Below are 15372 nucleotides of genomic sequence, written 5' to 3'. Positions count from 1 at the left end.
GAGGCGCGCTTCTCCCTCCCATGATCGGGAGGGAGAATTCCGCGCTTAAGCCACGGCTCGCGCCAGGGCTTCCATCCGTCCGCGCGCATCCAGGTCGCGCGCATCGTCCAGAGCGAACTGACCCATCATGCGGTCCAGCTCGACCGCGTCGGAGGCCAGGGCGTGGCTGGCGGCGGTCGATTCCTCGACCATGGCCGCATTCTGCTGCGTCACCTGATCCATCTGGTTCACGGCGATGTTGACCTGCTGCAGGCCGCTGGACTGCTCGTGCGAGGAAGCGGCGATCTCTTCGGCGATGACGGTCAGGCGCTGGATCTGACCGGCGATCCGTTCCAGCGCATGGCCGGTGTCGCCGACCAGGGCCACGCCCGCGCCGACCTGACGACCCGACTCGGTGATCAGGGTCTTGATCTCCTTGGCGGCCGAGGCCGAACGCTGAGCCAGGGCGCGAACCTCCGACGCCACCACGGCGAAGCCGCGCCCCGCGTCGCCCGCCCGCGCCGCCTCGACGCCCGCGTTCAGCGCCAGCAGGTTGGTCTGGAAGGCGATCTCGTCGATCACGCCGATGATGGCGCCGATCTCGGAGGAAGAGCGTTCGATCTCGCCCATGGCGGCGATGGCGCGGCCCACCACGGCCTGTCCTTCGACGGCTTCAGACTGGGCGCCGCGCACCACGCCGCCCGCCTCAATCGCCCCTTCGGCCGAACGGGCCACGGTGGCGGTGATCTGCTCCAGGGCGGCGGCGGTTTCCTCCAGGCTGGCGGCCTGCTGTTCGGTGCGGCGCGACAGGTCGTCGGACGCCTGTGAAATCTCACGAGCGCTGGCGCCGATGGCGGCGGCGCGCTCGACGATCACCCGCATCACGCCCTGCAGCTTGTCCATCGCCGCGTTGAAGTCGGCGCGCAGCCCTTCATACTCAGGCGCGAACGGGTCGTTGAGACGGAAGGCCAGTTGGCCGTGCGACAGCCGGTCCAGACCCTTGGCCACGCCCTCGACCACGCGGGCCTGCTGGCGGGCGGCCTCGGCGTCGCGCTCGGCCTGGGCCTGGCGTTCGATTTCGGCGGCCGCGCGCGCGGCCTCGGCCTCGGCTTCCAGCCGCACCTTCTCCTCGGCGTTTTGCTTGAAGGTCAGGACGGCGTCGGCCATGCGGCCGATCTCGTCGCGACGGCCGATCGCCGGAATGGCGACGTTCAGATCGCCGCCGGCCAGACGGGTCATGGCGCGCGTCATGGCCTCGACCGGGCGGCTCAACGCCCCGATCAGCCACAGGGCCGCGCCCACGGCGATGCCCAGGGCCAGCACCCCGCCCACAGCGAAGGCGACATAGGCCTCAGTGAAGGCGAAGGCCTTGGCCTCGGCGCGAGCCTGGGCGTGAACGGCCTCCTTGTCGCGGATCGAACCGACCGCCTGGCGAATGTCCGACAGGCGCGCCGCCGTGGCCAATTGAGCCAGAGCCTCCTGATGCGTCGCCGGGTCGCGCGCCAGGGCCATGACGCCTTCCGCGCTCTTCTCGAAGTCGGCCGTGGCGGCGATCAGCGCCGTCTGTTCGGCGGCGTAGGCGCCCTCGACATCGGACGCAGCCAGGTCCGCCATCCGCGACTTCACGTCGGCGCCGCCCTGGTTGAAGGACTCGATGAAGCCGGGATCGCGGCTGGCGACATAGCCGCGCATGGCGTTCTGCTGCTCTACGGCGGCGGCCATCAGGCGGTCCGACGCCTTCATCACCTCGCGCGAGGCCGTGTCCGCCGCATCGGCGCGCTGCAGGGACGCCACGCACCACAGGACGATCAGGGTCGCCGCCCCGCACGCCGCGATCACCGCCATGAAGGACAGGATCAGCTTCTTGGGGACCGACAGGTTCTGCAACATGACTCTAAGGCTCGGGGAGAGAGGTTCAGCCTCGCTCCTAGCCCGCGCTTGTTCGACAAAGTGTTAGCGCCCGCCTGCGGGCATCTACTTAATCGTGGTCACAGCGCCTTCAGCACCACCGACAGGGCCGTCAGCAGCAGATAGACCGCAAAGGCCCGGCGCAGCATCTTCCGATCCAGCCGATGCGCCAGCCGCGCGCCATAGGGCGCCGTCAACGCCGTCAACAGCCCCATGATCACCGCCGCCGGCACATTGACGTAGCCCAGCGACAGCGGCGGCCGCCCCGGCGCGTCCCAGCCGAAGACGGCGAATCCCAGAGCCGCCGCCGCGCCGATGGCCAAGCCGAAGCCCGAGGCCGTCGCCACCGCCTGATGGATCGGCCGCCCGCACAGGGTCATGGTCATGCCGCCGAAACTGCCGCCTCCGACGCCCATCATGGCCGACAGCAGGCCGATGCCCGTGCCCACGCCGCGCCGCCCCCAGCCGGTCGGCATATCCTTTCGCAAGGCGAACCGTTCGGGCAGCAGCCCCATCTGCGCCGCGATCAGCAGCAGGCAGACGCCATAGACGACCGCCAGCCCCTCCATGGAGGTGAAGCCCGCGACCGCCGCCCCGATCAGACCGCCGAACGCCACCCAGGGCGTCCAGGTCTTCAACACCTGTTCGTCCACCGCCCCATGCGCGCGGTGCGTCGCCAGCGAACGCAACGAGGTGGCGACGATGGTCAGCAGCGAGGTGCCGATGGCGACGTGCAGATTGCTCTCGCCCCCCACGCCCAGCACCGAGAAGGCGTAGAACAGCGCCGGCACCAGAACCGTCCCGCCGCCCACGCCGAACAGGCCGCCGATCACCCCCGCGACCGCCCCCGCCCCGACCAGGGCGGCGAGCATCAGGGCGAGTTCGGACAGGGGCAGGGGCAGGGTCATGAGCCATGGCTTAGCCGTCCGCCGTCGCGCCGTCAGCCCCTTCGCCGAGATGAGCGGAGGCGAGCAGTCAGGCCGCCTTGCGCGCCTCGGCCTCGCGCACGGCTTCGACTGCGCGATCGACGACCTCCAGCCCCGCGCCGGGCTTCACGCCCTCGACCGTCAGGATGCGGCGGAAGGCGCGCGCCCCCGCCCGGCCGTGCATCAGGCCCAGCATGTGCCGGGTCATGCCGGCCAGGTTCGCACCCTCCTCCAGCCGCGCGGCCATATAGGGTCGGTAACGCTCAAGCGCCTCGAACACATCCACGTCCGGCGTCGTCTCGCCGAAGATGCGCCGATCGACCTGCCCCATCAGGGCGGGCTCATGATAGGCGGCGCGGCCCAGCATGACGCCGTCCAGCTGCACGCCGTCGTCGGCCCTCAGATGCGCCTCAGCCTGATCCAGATCGCCGATGCCCCCGTTGATGCTGATGGACAGATGCGGCCGCTCGCGCTTCAGCCGCCGCACCAGCGCATAGTCCAGCGGCGGCACGTCGCGGTTCTCCTTGGGCGACAATCCCTTCAGCCACGCCTTGCGCGCGTGAATGATGAAGCTGTCGATGCCGACGGCGGCCGAGGCGTCGACCGTGGCGAACAGGCTGATCTCAGGGTCTTGATCGTCCACGCCGATGCGGCATTTGACGGTGGCCGGGACACTGACCGCCTCCTTGATCGCCGCCATGCAGTCGGCCACCAGTTCAGGCTCGCGCATCAGGCAGGCGCCGAACTTGCCCGACTGCACCCGATCCGAAGGGCAGCCGACGTTCAGATTGATCTCGTCATAGCCATAGGCCTCGCCGATCTTCGCCGCCTCGGCCAATTGGGCCGGGTCCGACCCGCCCAGTTGCAGCGCCACAGGATGCTCCACCGCGTCAAAGCCCAGCAGGCGGTCGCGGTCGCCGTGGATCACCGCCGGGGCCGTCACCATCTCCGTATAGAGCAGGGCGCGCGTGCTCAGGGCGCGGTGAAACGCCCGGCAATTGCGGTCGGTCCAGTCCATCATGGGTGCCACGGACAGCCTATAAGCTTGATTTATCGGCATTTTTTCAGTAAGATCAAAAAGTTGGTAGGCGGCGTGTGCACTCGAATTTGCGACGTGTTGCGACGTTTTTTCCGGGTTTTCGACACCTCAGTGCACACAGAGCGCACACGAAATGGCGACGTACTCGAAACTCCCGTCAGGAACGTGGCGGGTCCAGGTGAGACGGAAGGGTCGCTATATAAGCGAGACCTTCCTCAAACGCGATGACGCGCGCCGGTGGGCCACCGAAGCCGAGGGGCGGATCGATCGCGGCGAGGTCCCTACACCCTCTCGGTCAGCGCGGCTTCGCACGTTCGGCGAACTTATCGACATCCACATCGCGGACATGAAATCCGTCGGGAAGGCGCCCAGGCGGTCGAAAGCGGCGACGCTCAAAATGCTCAAGACGCGCCTGGGCGGGAAGAAGATCGCCGAACTAGATCGACAGCTGTTTATCGACTTCGGTCGGATGCGCGCGACCGAAGGCGCCGGCCCCATGACGTTGAGCATCGATATCGGTGCGATCAAACTCATCCTCTCACACGCCGCGGCGGTTCACGGCCTGACAGTCTCGGTCGAGGCCATCGACATGGCCCGCCTCGCCCTCAAGCGCCTTGGCCTGATTGGCAAGGGCGTCGAGCGAGATCGCCGACCCAGCGATGAAGAACTGGAGCGCTTGATCCGCCACTTCGACGACAAGCCGCGTCAAACTATACCCATGGGCGCCGTCGTTCGCTTCGCGGTCGCGACAGCGATGCGCCAGGAAGAGATCTTCAAAGTCGTATGGGATGACTACGCAGCGAGGACCAAGATGCTGACCATTCGCGATCGAAAGGATCCTCGCGAAAACGCGGGAAATGATCAGCGTATCCCCCTGCTGTCAGTCTCTGGTTTCGATCCCGTCGCATTGATCGAAGGTCAGCGCCCTGCCCGCTCGAATGCAGACCTGCGCATCTTCCCATTCAATCACCGATCAGCCGGCACAGCGTTCACGCGGGCGTGCAAAAGCCTCGGGATCACGGACCTGCATTTTCACGACCTTCGCCATGAAGGGACCAGCCGCCTGTTCGAGGCTGGCTTTCAGATCCAGCAGGTTGCTCTCGTCACCGGTCACAAGGATTGGAAGATGCTCCGTCGGTACACCCACCTGAGACCAGAATCCCTTCACGTGATCGCTTCCGGATTTGCCGCCTAAAAACTGCCGCCTTTCCGAAGGGCGTAGTCTTGCTAAGGCGGCTAATGTCAGCAACGCGCCAGCAGCGGACATTCACAGGGTGCCGGAGATTGGATGTTCATACGCCAACTCGACTGACAGGCGACACCCATTGACGACGGGTGCCTATGAGCCGATCAAGGCGCGGCAGCCTCCGGGAGATCAGAATGACCCTCAAAATCGCCGCCGCGGCAGCAGCCATCCTCGTCCTCAGCGCCGGTGCCGTACTCGCGGCGGACGCCTGCGCCTGCTGCAAGGACATGGCCCCCGGCGCCGGGATGGATTGCTGCGACGAAATGGAGGCTCCCGCCCCGGGCTTAGACGCCGCTCCGGCACCGGCACCGGCTCCAGCCCCCAAGACCCGGCAGGGCGGCGCCCACGCCGGTCCTACGCCCGGCTGAGCCGCGCAGAGCAGGATCCAGGTCCGAGGCAGGACCCAGAGGCCGATCAGGATGGCCGCGACGGGGTCCACCAGCGCCAGTCGGTGACGGTGATGACGATGGCCGCGACGATGACGTCAAGCGACCCGGGCATGGCGGCCCAGACCTCGAGATAGGCGCCCTTGATGTTGAGGCTCTTGTCCTTGCCGACCGCCGGGGCCCGCATGGCGATAAGATTGTCGACAAGGCCGATGCCGGCGATCCCGAGCATGCCGAGCGAGCCGACAGGCTCCGGATCGAAGATGCTCTCGCAGAGGACATAGCCCGCCACGGCGAACAGCAGGACCACGTTGAAGGCCGCGGCCAAGATCTCGAAGCGGCGGTAGCCGAAGGAGCGCTCGTCGTCGGCCGGGGCGCTGGCCGATCCTGATCGCCTCCAGGGCGGTGGCGAGCGCCGCGGCGTCGGTGACATGTGGGCCGCGTCGGACAACAGCGCCAGGCTGTTGAACATCAGGCCGCCGATCACCTCGGCGACGAGGAAGGTCTCGGTCAGGATCAGGGCGATGGTCAGCTGCCGGGCATTGGCCCCGGCCGTGTGGTCATGGGCGTGGCCGCCATGGTGGGAATGCGCCGCCGCTCAGACCTTCTCCGCCGGTCTCGCCTCGGCCCGGGCGTCCCGGAGGATATCGACGCCGCCCTTCACGGCGATCGCGGCCACGATCAGGCCCACGACCAGATCCGGCCAGGCCTGGTCCAGCCACAGAACCAGGCCGCCCGCGATCAGGATGCCGCCGTTGGAGGCGAAATCATTGAAGCTGAAGGTCTCGGCGGCCTTCATGTTCACGTCGTCGCTGCGTTGGCGCCTGATCAGTTCGAGGCACACGAGATTCACGACGGCGGCCACCACCGCCATGCCCATCATCGTCCAGCCGATCGGTTCCGTGCCCATCAGCGTCCGTCTCAGCACGTCGAGCAGGACGCCCGCCGCGAAGATCAGCAGCAGAATCCCGGAGGCCCGGGCGGCGCGGGTCTTCCAGATCAGGGCGCGGCCCACAGCCAGGAAGCTGATCAGGTAGACGGCGGAGTCCGACGCATTGTCCAGGGCGTTGGCCAGCAGGGCGCTGGAATTGGCGAGCAGACCGCCGATCCCAAGCCCGACAAACAGGGCGGCGTTGAGGATCAGCACCACCAGCAGGATGCGGCGCTGGATGCCCTCCGCCTCGTCTCGTTCGCTCATCAGTCCTCGATCCCTTCCGCCTTGCGATGCTTCACCGCCTTGGCGGCGAAGGTGGGCAACACCAGCAGGGTCAACGCCGTCGCCGTCAAAAGGCCCCCGATGACCACCGTCGCCAGGGGTTTCTGGACCTCGGCCCCGGCCCCATGCGCTATGGCCATGGGGATGAAGCCGACGATGGCCACCAGGGCGGTGGTCAGGACCGCCCGCAGACGACTGGAGGCGCCTTCGATCGCGGCCTCGCGCGGCGCCAGGCCCGCGGTCAGACGCTCCCGGACCGCCTGCATGAGCACCAGGCCATTCAAGGTCGCCACCCCCGAAACGGCGATGAAGCCAACGGCCGCCGAGACCGAGAACGGCATGCCGCGCAAGAGCAGCGCCAGGGCCCCGCCGACCAGGGCGAGCGGGACGCAGGCAAACACCAGACCGGCTTCGGCGAACGACCCGAGGGCCATGAACAGCAGCACCCCGATGAGGATGAAGACGATCGGAACGACGAGCCCCAGGCGCTGTTCGGCGCGCTTGAGGTTCTCGAACTGACCGCCCCAGTCGAGCCGGACGCCGGGCGGAAGGTCGATCTGTTCCACTCGCGTCTGCGCATCGGCGACGAAGCCGCCCAGATCCCGGCCGCGGACGTTGGCCTGCACCACCATGCGCCGGCTGCCGTTGTCGCGGCTGATCTGGTTCGGGCCTTCGGCTGTCTGGATCCGCGCCACCGAGGACAGGGGCACGACCACGCCGGTCGAGGAGACGATCGGCAAGGCGGCTAGGCTGGCGGGATCGTTACGGGCCGCCTCGGGCAGGCGGACGACGACGTCGAAGCGCCGATCGCCCTCGAAGATGCGGCCCGCTTCTGTGCCGCCGATGGCCGTGGAGACTGCCTCCGAGACGTCCGCGGCCGACAGGCCGTAGTTGGCGGCCGCGAAGCGATCGACGCTGACCGTCAGCGTGGGCAGCCCCGACGTCAGTTCGACCCGCACGTCGGCGGAACCCGGCGTTTCCTCCAGGGCGCGGGCGACCTGGTTGCCCACGCGCTGCAGGGTGTCGAAGTCATCGCCATAGACGAGAACCGCCAGATCGGTCCGGACGCCGGAGATCAGCTCGTTGAAGCGTAGTTCGATCGGCTGGCTGAACTCGAAATTATTCCCGATCTGCTGACCCGCCGCCTCCTCGATGCGTTCGATGAGCGCTTCCTTCTCGAGGCCGGGATCCGGCCACTCGCCGCGGTCCTTGAGGATGATCACGCTGTCCGAGATGTTGCGTGGCATGGGATCGACGGCCGCCTCCGCCGTGCCGGTGCGCGAGAACACCGTCTCGACCTCGGGCTGCGCCTTGATGACCCGCTCGAGCGCCATCTGCATGGCCAGGGACTGATCCAGCGAAGCGGACGGCACGCGCAGGGCCTGCATGGCGATGTCGCCCTCGTCCAGGGTGGGAATGAACTCCCGACCCAGGGTGGTGAAGGCCAGGCCGCCGACGACCAGGGCGCCCAGGGCCGAGACGAGCACGATCCTGGGCTTGTCCACTGCGGCGCGGATCGCCGGCTCGATCCAGCGGCGGGCGAAGCGCAGGACGCGGGTCTCATGCTCCTGCACTTGGCCCTCGGCGTCGACGTGAACGCTCTTGGGATCGCGCACCAACAGCGCGGTCATGGCCGGTACGAAGGTGAAGGAGAAGATGAAGGCACCGACCAGGGCGAGCATGACCGTCGCCCCCATGGGGATGAAGGTCTTGCCTTCCACGCCTTCCAGCATCAGCAGCGGCGTGAAGACCAGCAGGATGATCAGCTGGCCGAAAGCGGCCGGCTTCACCATCTGGCGGGCGGCGGCCATGGCGACGCCCAGCCGTTCGTGACGGCTGAGCATCCGACCCAGCTGGGCGCGGCGCTGGGTCATCATCAGCAGGGTGTTCTCCACCACCACGACCGCGCCATCGACCATCAGGCCGAAGTCGAGGGCGCCGAGGCTCATCAGGTTTCCGCTGATGCCGAAGCGGTTCATGCCGATGACGGCGAACAGGAAGCTGATCGGGATCATCAGGGCGGTGATGCTCGCCGCCCGCAGGTTCCCCAGAAGCAGGAACAGCACCAGGATCACCAGCAGGGCGCCCTCGGTCAGATTGCGCGCCACCGTGCCGATGGTGGAGTTCACCAAGGCGCTTCGGTCGAGCACGGTCACCGCCTCGATCCCGGGCGGGAGGGTCTCGCGCACCTCTTCGAGGCGCTCGCCGGCGGCCTGGGCCACGGTACGGCTGTTCCCGCCGGCGATCATCAAGGCCGTACCGAGCACAGCCTCGTGGCCGTCGCGGCTGGCGCCGCCCAGCCGCGGCGCCTGCCCGATCTCGACCGTCGCCACATCCGCGACCCGCACCACCAGGCCGCTCCGGTTGACGACCGGAGCCTGGGCGAGGTCCTCGACGGTCGAGGCCAGGGCGTCGGTCCGGACGGTCAGGGCCTCGCCGCCGCGCTGGACGTAGCCGGCTCCGGCTTGGGTGTTGGCCCGCTCCAAGGCCGTGACGAGATCGCCGAGACCGAGGCCATAGGCCGACAGGCGAGCGGCGTCGGGGCGAACGGCGTATTCCTTGACGTAGCCGCCGATGGTGTCGACGCCGGCGAGGCCGGGCGTGGTCCGCATCTGCGGCGCGACGATCCAGTCCTGCACGGTGCGCAGGTAGGTGGCGCGGGCCTCGGGCGTGGTCAGCCGCTCGCCTTCGGGCGTCAGATAGACGCCGCCTGGCTGCCAGCCCGGTTGTCCCGGCCGGGCCAGGTTGCGGCTGTTGAACGGCAGATAGTCCACGGTCCACATCAGCACCTCGCCGAGGCCGGTGGTGATCGGGGCCAGAACCGGCTCGACGCCCTCGGGCATGCTTTCGCGGGCCTGGGCGAGCCGCTCGGCCACCTGTTGTCGGGCGAAATAGATGTCCGTCTGGTCGGTGAAGATGACCGATATCTGGCTGAAGCCGTTGCGGCTCAGCGAGCGGGTGCTGGTCAGTCCGGGAATGCCGGCCATGGCCGTCTCGAGCGGATAGGTGACCTGCCGTTCGATCTGCTCCGGCGCCAGCGCCGGGGCGACGGTGGTGATCTGGACCTGCCGGTTGGTGATGTCCGGAACGGCGTCGATCGGCAGCTTGGTCAGTTCGAACAGACCGAGCGCGGCGACCAGCGCCGTCGCCAGGACGACGAACCAGCGGAAGCGGACCGAGGCTTCGATGATGAATCTGAACATACCGCGCCTCAGTCGTCGTCGCCGGCTTCGCCCTTGGCGAACTCGGCTTTCAGCAGGAAGGCGTTGGCGGCGGCGATGCGTTCGTCTCCGTCCAGACCGCGCAGGATCTCCGTTCGGCCTCCGGCCTGACGCCCGGCCAGCACCGGGACGGCCCGGAAGTCGCCCTGGACCTGGACGAACACCACCGTCGCGCCTTCGATGGTCTGCACGGCTTCGCTGGGGACCGTCAGACCGCCGGTAGTGGGTTCACCGGTGACGATGGCGCCGGTGACGGCGGACCCCGCCGGCGGCAGCGACGCGCCCACAGGCCGGGCGCGAATGATCGTGGCCCCGCTGTCGGCGCCGGCGCCCGGCGCCACGCCGGTGACGACGGCGTCGAACTCCCCGTTGGGTCCTGTCGCTTTCATGCGGGATCCCGCGCGGACCTGGACGGCCAAGGCCGGCGGCGCATTGAAGACCAGCTCGATCCGGGCGGGATTGGTCACCTCGGCGACCACGCCGCCCTGCGGCACGAAGCCCCCGGGACCGACCTGCACCGAGGTGATCACGCCCGAGATCGGGCTAGCCACGCTCAGCCGTCCCGATGCGTTCGGCGATCCGGCCGCCGCGGCCCGCGCGCGGGCGGCGCGCGCCGCCGCCTCGGCGCTGAGAGATTGGGCGCGGGAGGCTTCGACCTCCTGCCGGGCCACCACGCCTTGGTCGGCGAGGTTGCGATCGCGCTGATAGGCCTGCCGCGCGGCCTCGGCCTGCGCCGCCGCCGCGTCCGCATCGGCGCGGAAGGTCGCAGCGTCGCCGCTGACCAGTGTGGCGAGGGCCTGACCGGCGCGCACGGACTGCCCGGGCGCGACCTGCACGCGCTCGACCCGGCCGCCCACCGAGGCGGCCACGGCGGCGCGCGCGTCGACCATGGGCTCGACGCGTCCGGCCAGCCGCGTCTCGGATCCGCCGCCGCCGCCGACGCTGACGACGCCGATGCCGGCGGCGCGGATCTGATCGGCGGTGAGCGGCACGACGCCTGCGGGGGCCTCGGCTCCCTCGCCTTCCGCCTGCCCCTCTTCTTCCGCTTGAGCGGCCTCCCCCTCCGCCGCCGGCGGCGCGTCAGAGCCATTGAGGGCCAGGAACAGCCCGCCGCCTCCGAGCAGGACGAGGGCGGCGGCGGCGCCGATGAGCAGTTCTGTTGGCTTGCAGCTTGCGCATTATTGGGCCCCTCCAAAGGGCGCGCGGCCGTGCAGGCGCGCGAGATCGATTTCGGCGCGGACGCGCGCCAGGCGGGCGTCGACGGCGGCGTTGCGGGCGGTGATCAGGGCGGCGCGGGTTCCGCGCAGCTCCAGTTGCGAGATGCGCCCGGCCTCGAAGCCGATCCGGGACAGACGATAGGCTTCCTGCGACGCGGTCACCCCGGCGTCGGCCGCCGAGACGCGGCTCACCGACGCGTTGAGCCGGGCGACGGCCGCCTGGCGGTCGGCCTCCGCGTCCTGCCGGGCTCCGGCCAGACGCGCGTCCGCGGCGCGGAACTCCGCCTGTGCGGCGTCGATATTGCCCCGGTTCCGATCGAACAGCGGCAGCGGCATGCTGATGCCGAAGGTTAGGGCCGTGGCGTCCTCGGCTTCGTATCGCCGGACGCCGACGCTGGCGCTGACATCCGGCCGCGCGCGCACCCGCTCGACGGCGATCCGCCGCTTGGCCGCCTCGCGTTCGGCCTCGGCGACGCGCACCGCCGGCGCCCCCGGGGCGGCTTCGAGGGGCGTCCGCAGCGGCGCATCGTCCAGCAGGCTGTCGGCGATCGACGTCGCCGGCGTGGGCAACATGGCGACCGCCGTCAGGCGGGCGAAGGCCGCGTCGCGTTCCGCCTGCGCCTCGTCCCGGGTGGCGCGGGCGGCCGCCGCCTCGCTCTCGGCCTGGATGCCGCGCAGCAGGGGCTCGCGCCCCTCCTCCACGAGCACGAGGGCCGCGCGGGCGTCCGCGATGGTCAGGCCGAGCGCCTCCTCGGCCAAGGCGAAGCGCCGCTCGGCGGCCTCGGCTTCAGCATAGACGAGCGCCAGCCGTCCGGCGGCGTCGACGACCGCCTGATCGCGACGCAGCGCGGCCGTTCCGGCCTCCGCCCGCGCCACCTCGACCCGGGCGCCGCGACGGCCCCATAGTTCGAGGTCCTGCGTGAGTGAGAGCGTGGTCTCGGCGTTGTCGTAGCCGGAGAAGGGGCCGCTGCCGAACGCATTCTCCGCTTCCAGGGCCGCGGTCGGATTGGGCCGCACGCGGGCCTGACGCACCCGGGCCTCCGCCGCCTCGAGGAGGGCGTCGGCTTCAGCTGCGGACGGGCTGGCCCCGATCCGCTCGAGCAGGGTCTGGAACGATGGCGCGGGGTCGGCCCAAGCGGGGCGGGGCAGTACGGTGGTCAGCGCGACCAGAGCGCAGCCGATCGCCAGGGGCGGCAGGCGGCGAATAGGGGATGGCATGTCTCATGTCCCAGAAGGTTGACGTGAAGGCGCGCAAGCGCGGTCACGTCAGGCTCTGGGCGGGCGCTTGGGTCCGGCGGGGCTGCGGGAGGCCGGCGCTTGGTCGAGCGACGGTGCCAGGGGCGCGCGATCGAGAGCCGCGGACTTCATGTCGTTGACAGCGGGCGGAACCGTGACGCCGCTGTGATGGCAGTGACCGTGGGCGCAGGCGACAGGATCCGCCGCGCCCTCACCTTTACCGTGGCCCGCGTCTGACACGACGACCAGGCCCGATGCCGCCACGCCTTGCGAGCTTCCACCTTCGGGCGCGCAGGCGGCGGCGTCGACGGCGGAGACCAGGACGAACAGGGCCAGGAACGACGCAAGCAGCGCCGCCATCCAACCCTGCCTGGCCGAAGGGAATCCCATGCCGTCCCATATCACGGCTCGCCGCGACATCAATCGCCTCATCGTCGCACCGCCCGGTAGAGAGAGATGGATCCGGTCGCGGTCGGGATGAGGTCGATCTCCCGAACCTGCCCGAAACCGACCTCGGCCATCAGCGTCGGCAGGACGCCGTCGGCGTTCGGCTGGGTGTTTTCGTAGCCGTCCAGCAACTGCACCAGGCGGAACAGAAGGCGCATCACGCCCGTCTGCCGGCCATAGTCGGCGACATGCAGTGTTCCGCCCAGCCTGAGCGCCCGTCGGCTCGCGGCCAGACCCGCCCGCTTCTCCGCCATGGGCAGTTGATGGAAGACCAGGCTCGAGACGACCTTGTTGGCGAGGCCCTCGCCCAGAAGCGTGGCGGCGTCGCGCGCGAAGCCCTGGACGAAACGGACGGTCCCACCTTCGCGGTCGGCCTTCGCCGCCGCGCGCGCCAGGATGTCGGCATCCGGGTCCAGACCGATGATCCGGGCCTCCGGGGCCCGGCGGGCCATGGCGAGCGCGAGGGAGCCGGTCCCGCAGCCGAGGTCGGTGATCGTCTCGCCGGGAGACGGAGCGACCTCATCAAGCAGCCGTGCGCGCCACAACCGTTCGCGCGTCAGCAGGGCAATCGCCGGATCATAGAGGCCGCTCAGAGCCGCATGGCCGAGCGCGGGGGTGAAGCTGGCGGTCACGCCGCGGCCTTCAGTTCATCGCGCGACTGTTTCAGGATCGACCAGGCGGAGTGCAGGAAGACCACCGCCAGGATCGCGCCCGCGATCAGGTCGGGCCAGCGGGAGGCGGTCAGCCACACCGCCAGACCTGTGGCTGCAACCACCAAGCTCTGGATCAGGTCGTTGCGCGTGCATAGCCAGACCGAGCGGACATTGGCGTCGCCCTCGCGATGACGGACCAGCAGGAGCGCGGCCAGGGCGTTGGCGACGAAGCCGAGGGCACCCAGTCCGGTGATGACGAAGCCTTCGGGGGGCGCCCCGGAGGTGGCCCGCCAGACCGCATAGGCGAGGATGAACAGCGCCAGCGCCGCGAGACTGGTGCCCTTGACCATGGCCGCCCCGGATCGCACGGCGACCGAGCGTCCGATCACGGCCAGGCTGATGCCGTAGGTGGCCGCGTCGGCCAGGAAGTCGAGCGCATTGGCGCCCAAGGAGGCCGAGCCCTGCAGGGCCGCGCCGCCGGCGATGGCCAGGAAGGCGGCGCCGTTGATGGCGATCACCGCCATCAGGATGCGGCGGTACGCCGGGGTGGCGCCGTCGAACTTCACGGCCGTGCCGCAGCCGCAGCCGGAAGCCGCCGGTTCAGAGGATAAGGGACGTTCGGTCATGGATCTCCACCTGTCACCGTTGAGGATGCATCCTCCAGTCGCTCGAGGATCAAGATGAAAAATGCATCGCTTGGCGAAAGGACGGCCATGCCGGAAAACACGCCTTGATCCTCTAGTGGCTAGAGGGCTCATAAAGGCAGGAGATTCACAGGAGACCTCATGATCACAGTGCTCCCTACGCGGCGCGGCCCCGGCCGGCTTCAGGCGACGGCGTTCGGGCTGGCCGCGACGGTCGCGGGCCTGGATCAGGTCGCCAAGACGCTCGCCCGCAGCGGCCTTGAGACCGCGATCGATCTCACGCCCTTCCTGGCTCTTCGGCTCGGCTTTAATCCCGGCGTCACCTTTGGCTTGTTTGCCGACTCCGGCCCGATGGGGCGCTGGGTGTTGAGCGGCGTGACGATCCTGATCATCGGGGCGTTGCTGGCGTGGATCTGGCGGACACGAAGCGCCATGACGGGGGCGGCCGCTAGCCTCGTCGTCGGCGGAGCGGCCGGAAACCTGATAGATCGCCTGCGCTTCGGCGCGGTGACCGATTTTATCGACCTCCATTGGGGCGAGGCGCACTGGCCAACCTTCAACTTGGCCGATGCAGCCATCGTCTGCGGCGTAGGGTTGCTGTTGCTGGCCGCCCGGGAACCGAAGGCCCCGGCGGCGTCGGCGAACCTGAAGCGCGCGTCCTGATGACGTTGTCCGCCGAACAGACGGCGATCGCCATCCGGTCCGCGCTGGCGGTCGCCATAACCGTCGCTGCCGTGGTCGCGGCCTGGCTCTGGCTGCCGCCTTCGCTTCTGGGCGCCGCGGCGGACCTGACGACAGCCGATCGATTTGCCTATGCGCTCAGGACGGACCTGTTGATCCTCCTGTGGCTTGCGGGCTGCGTGAGGGTCGTCGCCAGCATCCGGTTCCGCTCCGAGGCCGACCGGCCGGGCTCCGCCTATGCGGCGCCTAGCTCCAGGCTCGCCGTGCCGGCCGCCGTGCTTCAAAATTCTCTCGAACAGACGGTCCTGGCGGTCGGCGCCCACCTGGTTCTGGCCACCGTGCTGCGCGGGGAGGAGATGATCCTGCTGCCGGTGCTGGTTGCGCTCTATCTGGTCGGCCGGGTGTTCTTCGCCCTCGGTTACGCCCGGGGCGCGGCCGCGCGCGCCTTCGGCATGGCCCTCACCGGCGCCTCCACGATCGGCGCCTTCGGCATCGCCATTGTCCTTATCGGGCTGGGCCGATGATCCCTCCTGCCCCGACGCTCTTCGGCCTTCAGCTCTCCAATCCGGGATG

14 protein-coding genes are annotated in these 15372 nt (G+C 69.3%); 3 read left to right on the top strand and 11 right to left on the bottom strand.

Features of this window, described 5'->3' with window-relative positions; translation table 11 throughout:
• Positions 1–45 precede the first annotated feature (45 nt).
• The 3 genes from ACU5AP_RS08825 to dusA form a co-directional block, all read right to left on the bottom strand.
• Entirely contained in the window at positions 46–1869 is a 1824-nt protein-coding gene (locus ACU5AP_RS08825; protein WP_128719543.1) for a methyl-accepting chemotaxis protein, read from the bottom strand.
• A 98-nt stretch (positions 1870–1967) separates the two neighbouring features.
• Positions 1968–2795, bottom strand: a complete 828-nt coding sequence (locus tag ACU5AP_RS08820) for a sulfite exporter TauE/SafE family protein (RefSeq protein ID WP_446681096.1) — start codon at positions 2793–2795, stop codon at positions 1968–1970.
• Between the two features lie 67 nt (positions 2796–2862).
• Positions 2863–3873, bottom strand: coding sequence for a tRNA dihydrouridine(20/20a) synthase DusA (dusA, locus tag ACU5AP_RS08815; RefSeq protein ID WP_446681095.1), 1011 nt, complete (start codon positions 3871–3873; stop codon positions 2863–2865).
• Positions 3874–4249: 376 nt separating this feature from the next.
• Between dusA and ACU5AP_RS08810 the strand changes: the two genes are divergently transcribed.
• Entirely contained in the window at positions 4250–5047 is a 798-nt protein-coding gene (locus ACU5AP_RS08810; RefSeq protein WP_446681094.1) for a site-specific integrase, read from the top strand.
• 465 nt (positions 5048–5512) lie between these two features.
• Here ACU5AP_RS08810 and ACU5AP_RS08805 read toward each other — a convergent pair whose 3' ends face one another.
• The 8 genes from ACU5AP_RS08805 to ACU5AP_RS08770 all read right to left on the bottom strand — a co-directional run bounded on the left by ACU5AP_RS08805 (position 5513) and on the right by ACU5AP_RS08770 (position 14100).
• A complete protein-coding gene (locus ACU5AP_RS08805; RefSeq protein WP_313520959.1) occupies positions 5513–5971 on the bottom strand; it encodes a cation diffusion facilitator family transporter in 459 nt (152 codons plus the stop codon).
• A 111-nt stretch (positions 5972–6082) separates the two neighbouring features.
• Entirely contained in the window at positions 6083–6682 is a 600-nt protein-coding gene (locus ACU5AP_RS08800; RefSeq protein WP_021696229.1) for a cation transporter, read from the bottom strand.
• Complete coding sequence (locus ACU5AP_RS08795; protein ID WP_305484305.1) at positions 6682–9903, bottom strand: efflux RND transporter permease subunit; 3222 nt, start codon at positions 9901–9903, stop codon at positions 6682–6684. The genes ACU5AP_RS08800 and ACU5AP_RS08795 overlap by 1 nt, the downstream gene beginning before the upstream one ends.
• Positions 9904–9911: 8 nt before the next feature.
• Positions 9912–10913: an efflux RND transporter periplasmic adaptor subunit gene (locus tag ACU5AP_RS08790; RefSeq protein WP_446681093.1), complete on the bottom strand. Its 1002-nt coding sequence runs from the start codon at positions 10911–10913 to the stop codon at positions 9912–9914.
• Positions 10914–11099: 186 nt separating this feature from the next.
• Positions 11100–12356, bottom strand: a complete 1257-nt coding sequence (locus tag ACU5AP_RS08785; protein WP_446681092.1) for a TolC family protein — start codon at positions 12354–12356, stop codon at positions 11100–11102.
• A gap of 48 nt (positions 12357–12404) precedes the next feature.
• Positions 12405–12734: a hypothetical protein gene (locus ACU5AP_RS08780; RefSeq protein ID WP_446681091.1), complete on the bottom strand. Its 330-nt coding sequence runs from the start codon at positions 12732–12734 to the stop codon at positions 12405–12407.
• 68 nt (positions 12735–12802) lie between these two features.
• Positions 12803–13453: a class I SAM-dependent methyltransferase gene (locus tag ACU5AP_RS08775; RefSeq protein ID WP_446681090.1), complete on the bottom strand. Its 651-nt coding sequence runs from the start codon at positions 13451–13453 to the stop codon at positions 12803–12805.
• Positions 13450–14100 (bottom strand): cation transporter, encoded by a 651-nt coding sequence (locus tag ACU5AP_RS08770; RefSeq protein ID WP_021696236.1) that lies wholly within the window; start codon positions 14098–14100, stop codon positions 13450–13452. The genes ACU5AP_RS08775 and ACU5AP_RS08770 overlap by 4 nt, the downstream gene beginning before the upstream one ends.
• Positions 14101–14259: 159 nt before the next feature.
• On the opposite strand from ACU5AP_RS08770, the gene lspA reads away from it, so the two are divergent.
• Both lspA and ACU5AP_RS08760 read left to right on the top strand, forming a co-directional pair.
• On the top strand, positions 14260–14781 hold the full coding sequence (lspA, locus tag ACU5AP_RS08765; protein WP_313520841.1) for a signal peptidase II: 522 nt from the start codon (positions 14260–14262) through the stop codon (positions 14779–14781).
• On the top strand, positions 14781–15323 hold the full coding sequence (locus tag ACU5AP_RS08760) for an MAPEG family protein (RefSeq protein WP_021696238.1): 543 nt from the start codon (positions 14781–14783) through the stop codon (positions 15321–15323). The genes lspA and ACU5AP_RS08760 overlap by 1 nt, the downstream gene beginning before the upstream one ends.
• Positions 15324–15372 lie beyond the last annotated feature (49 nt).

Source organism: Brevundimonas sp. RM1 (assembly GCF_052907225.1).
The sequence above is the reverse complement of the archived record's forward strand: the minus strand, read 5'-3'. Positions and strand labels throughout refer to the sequence as shown.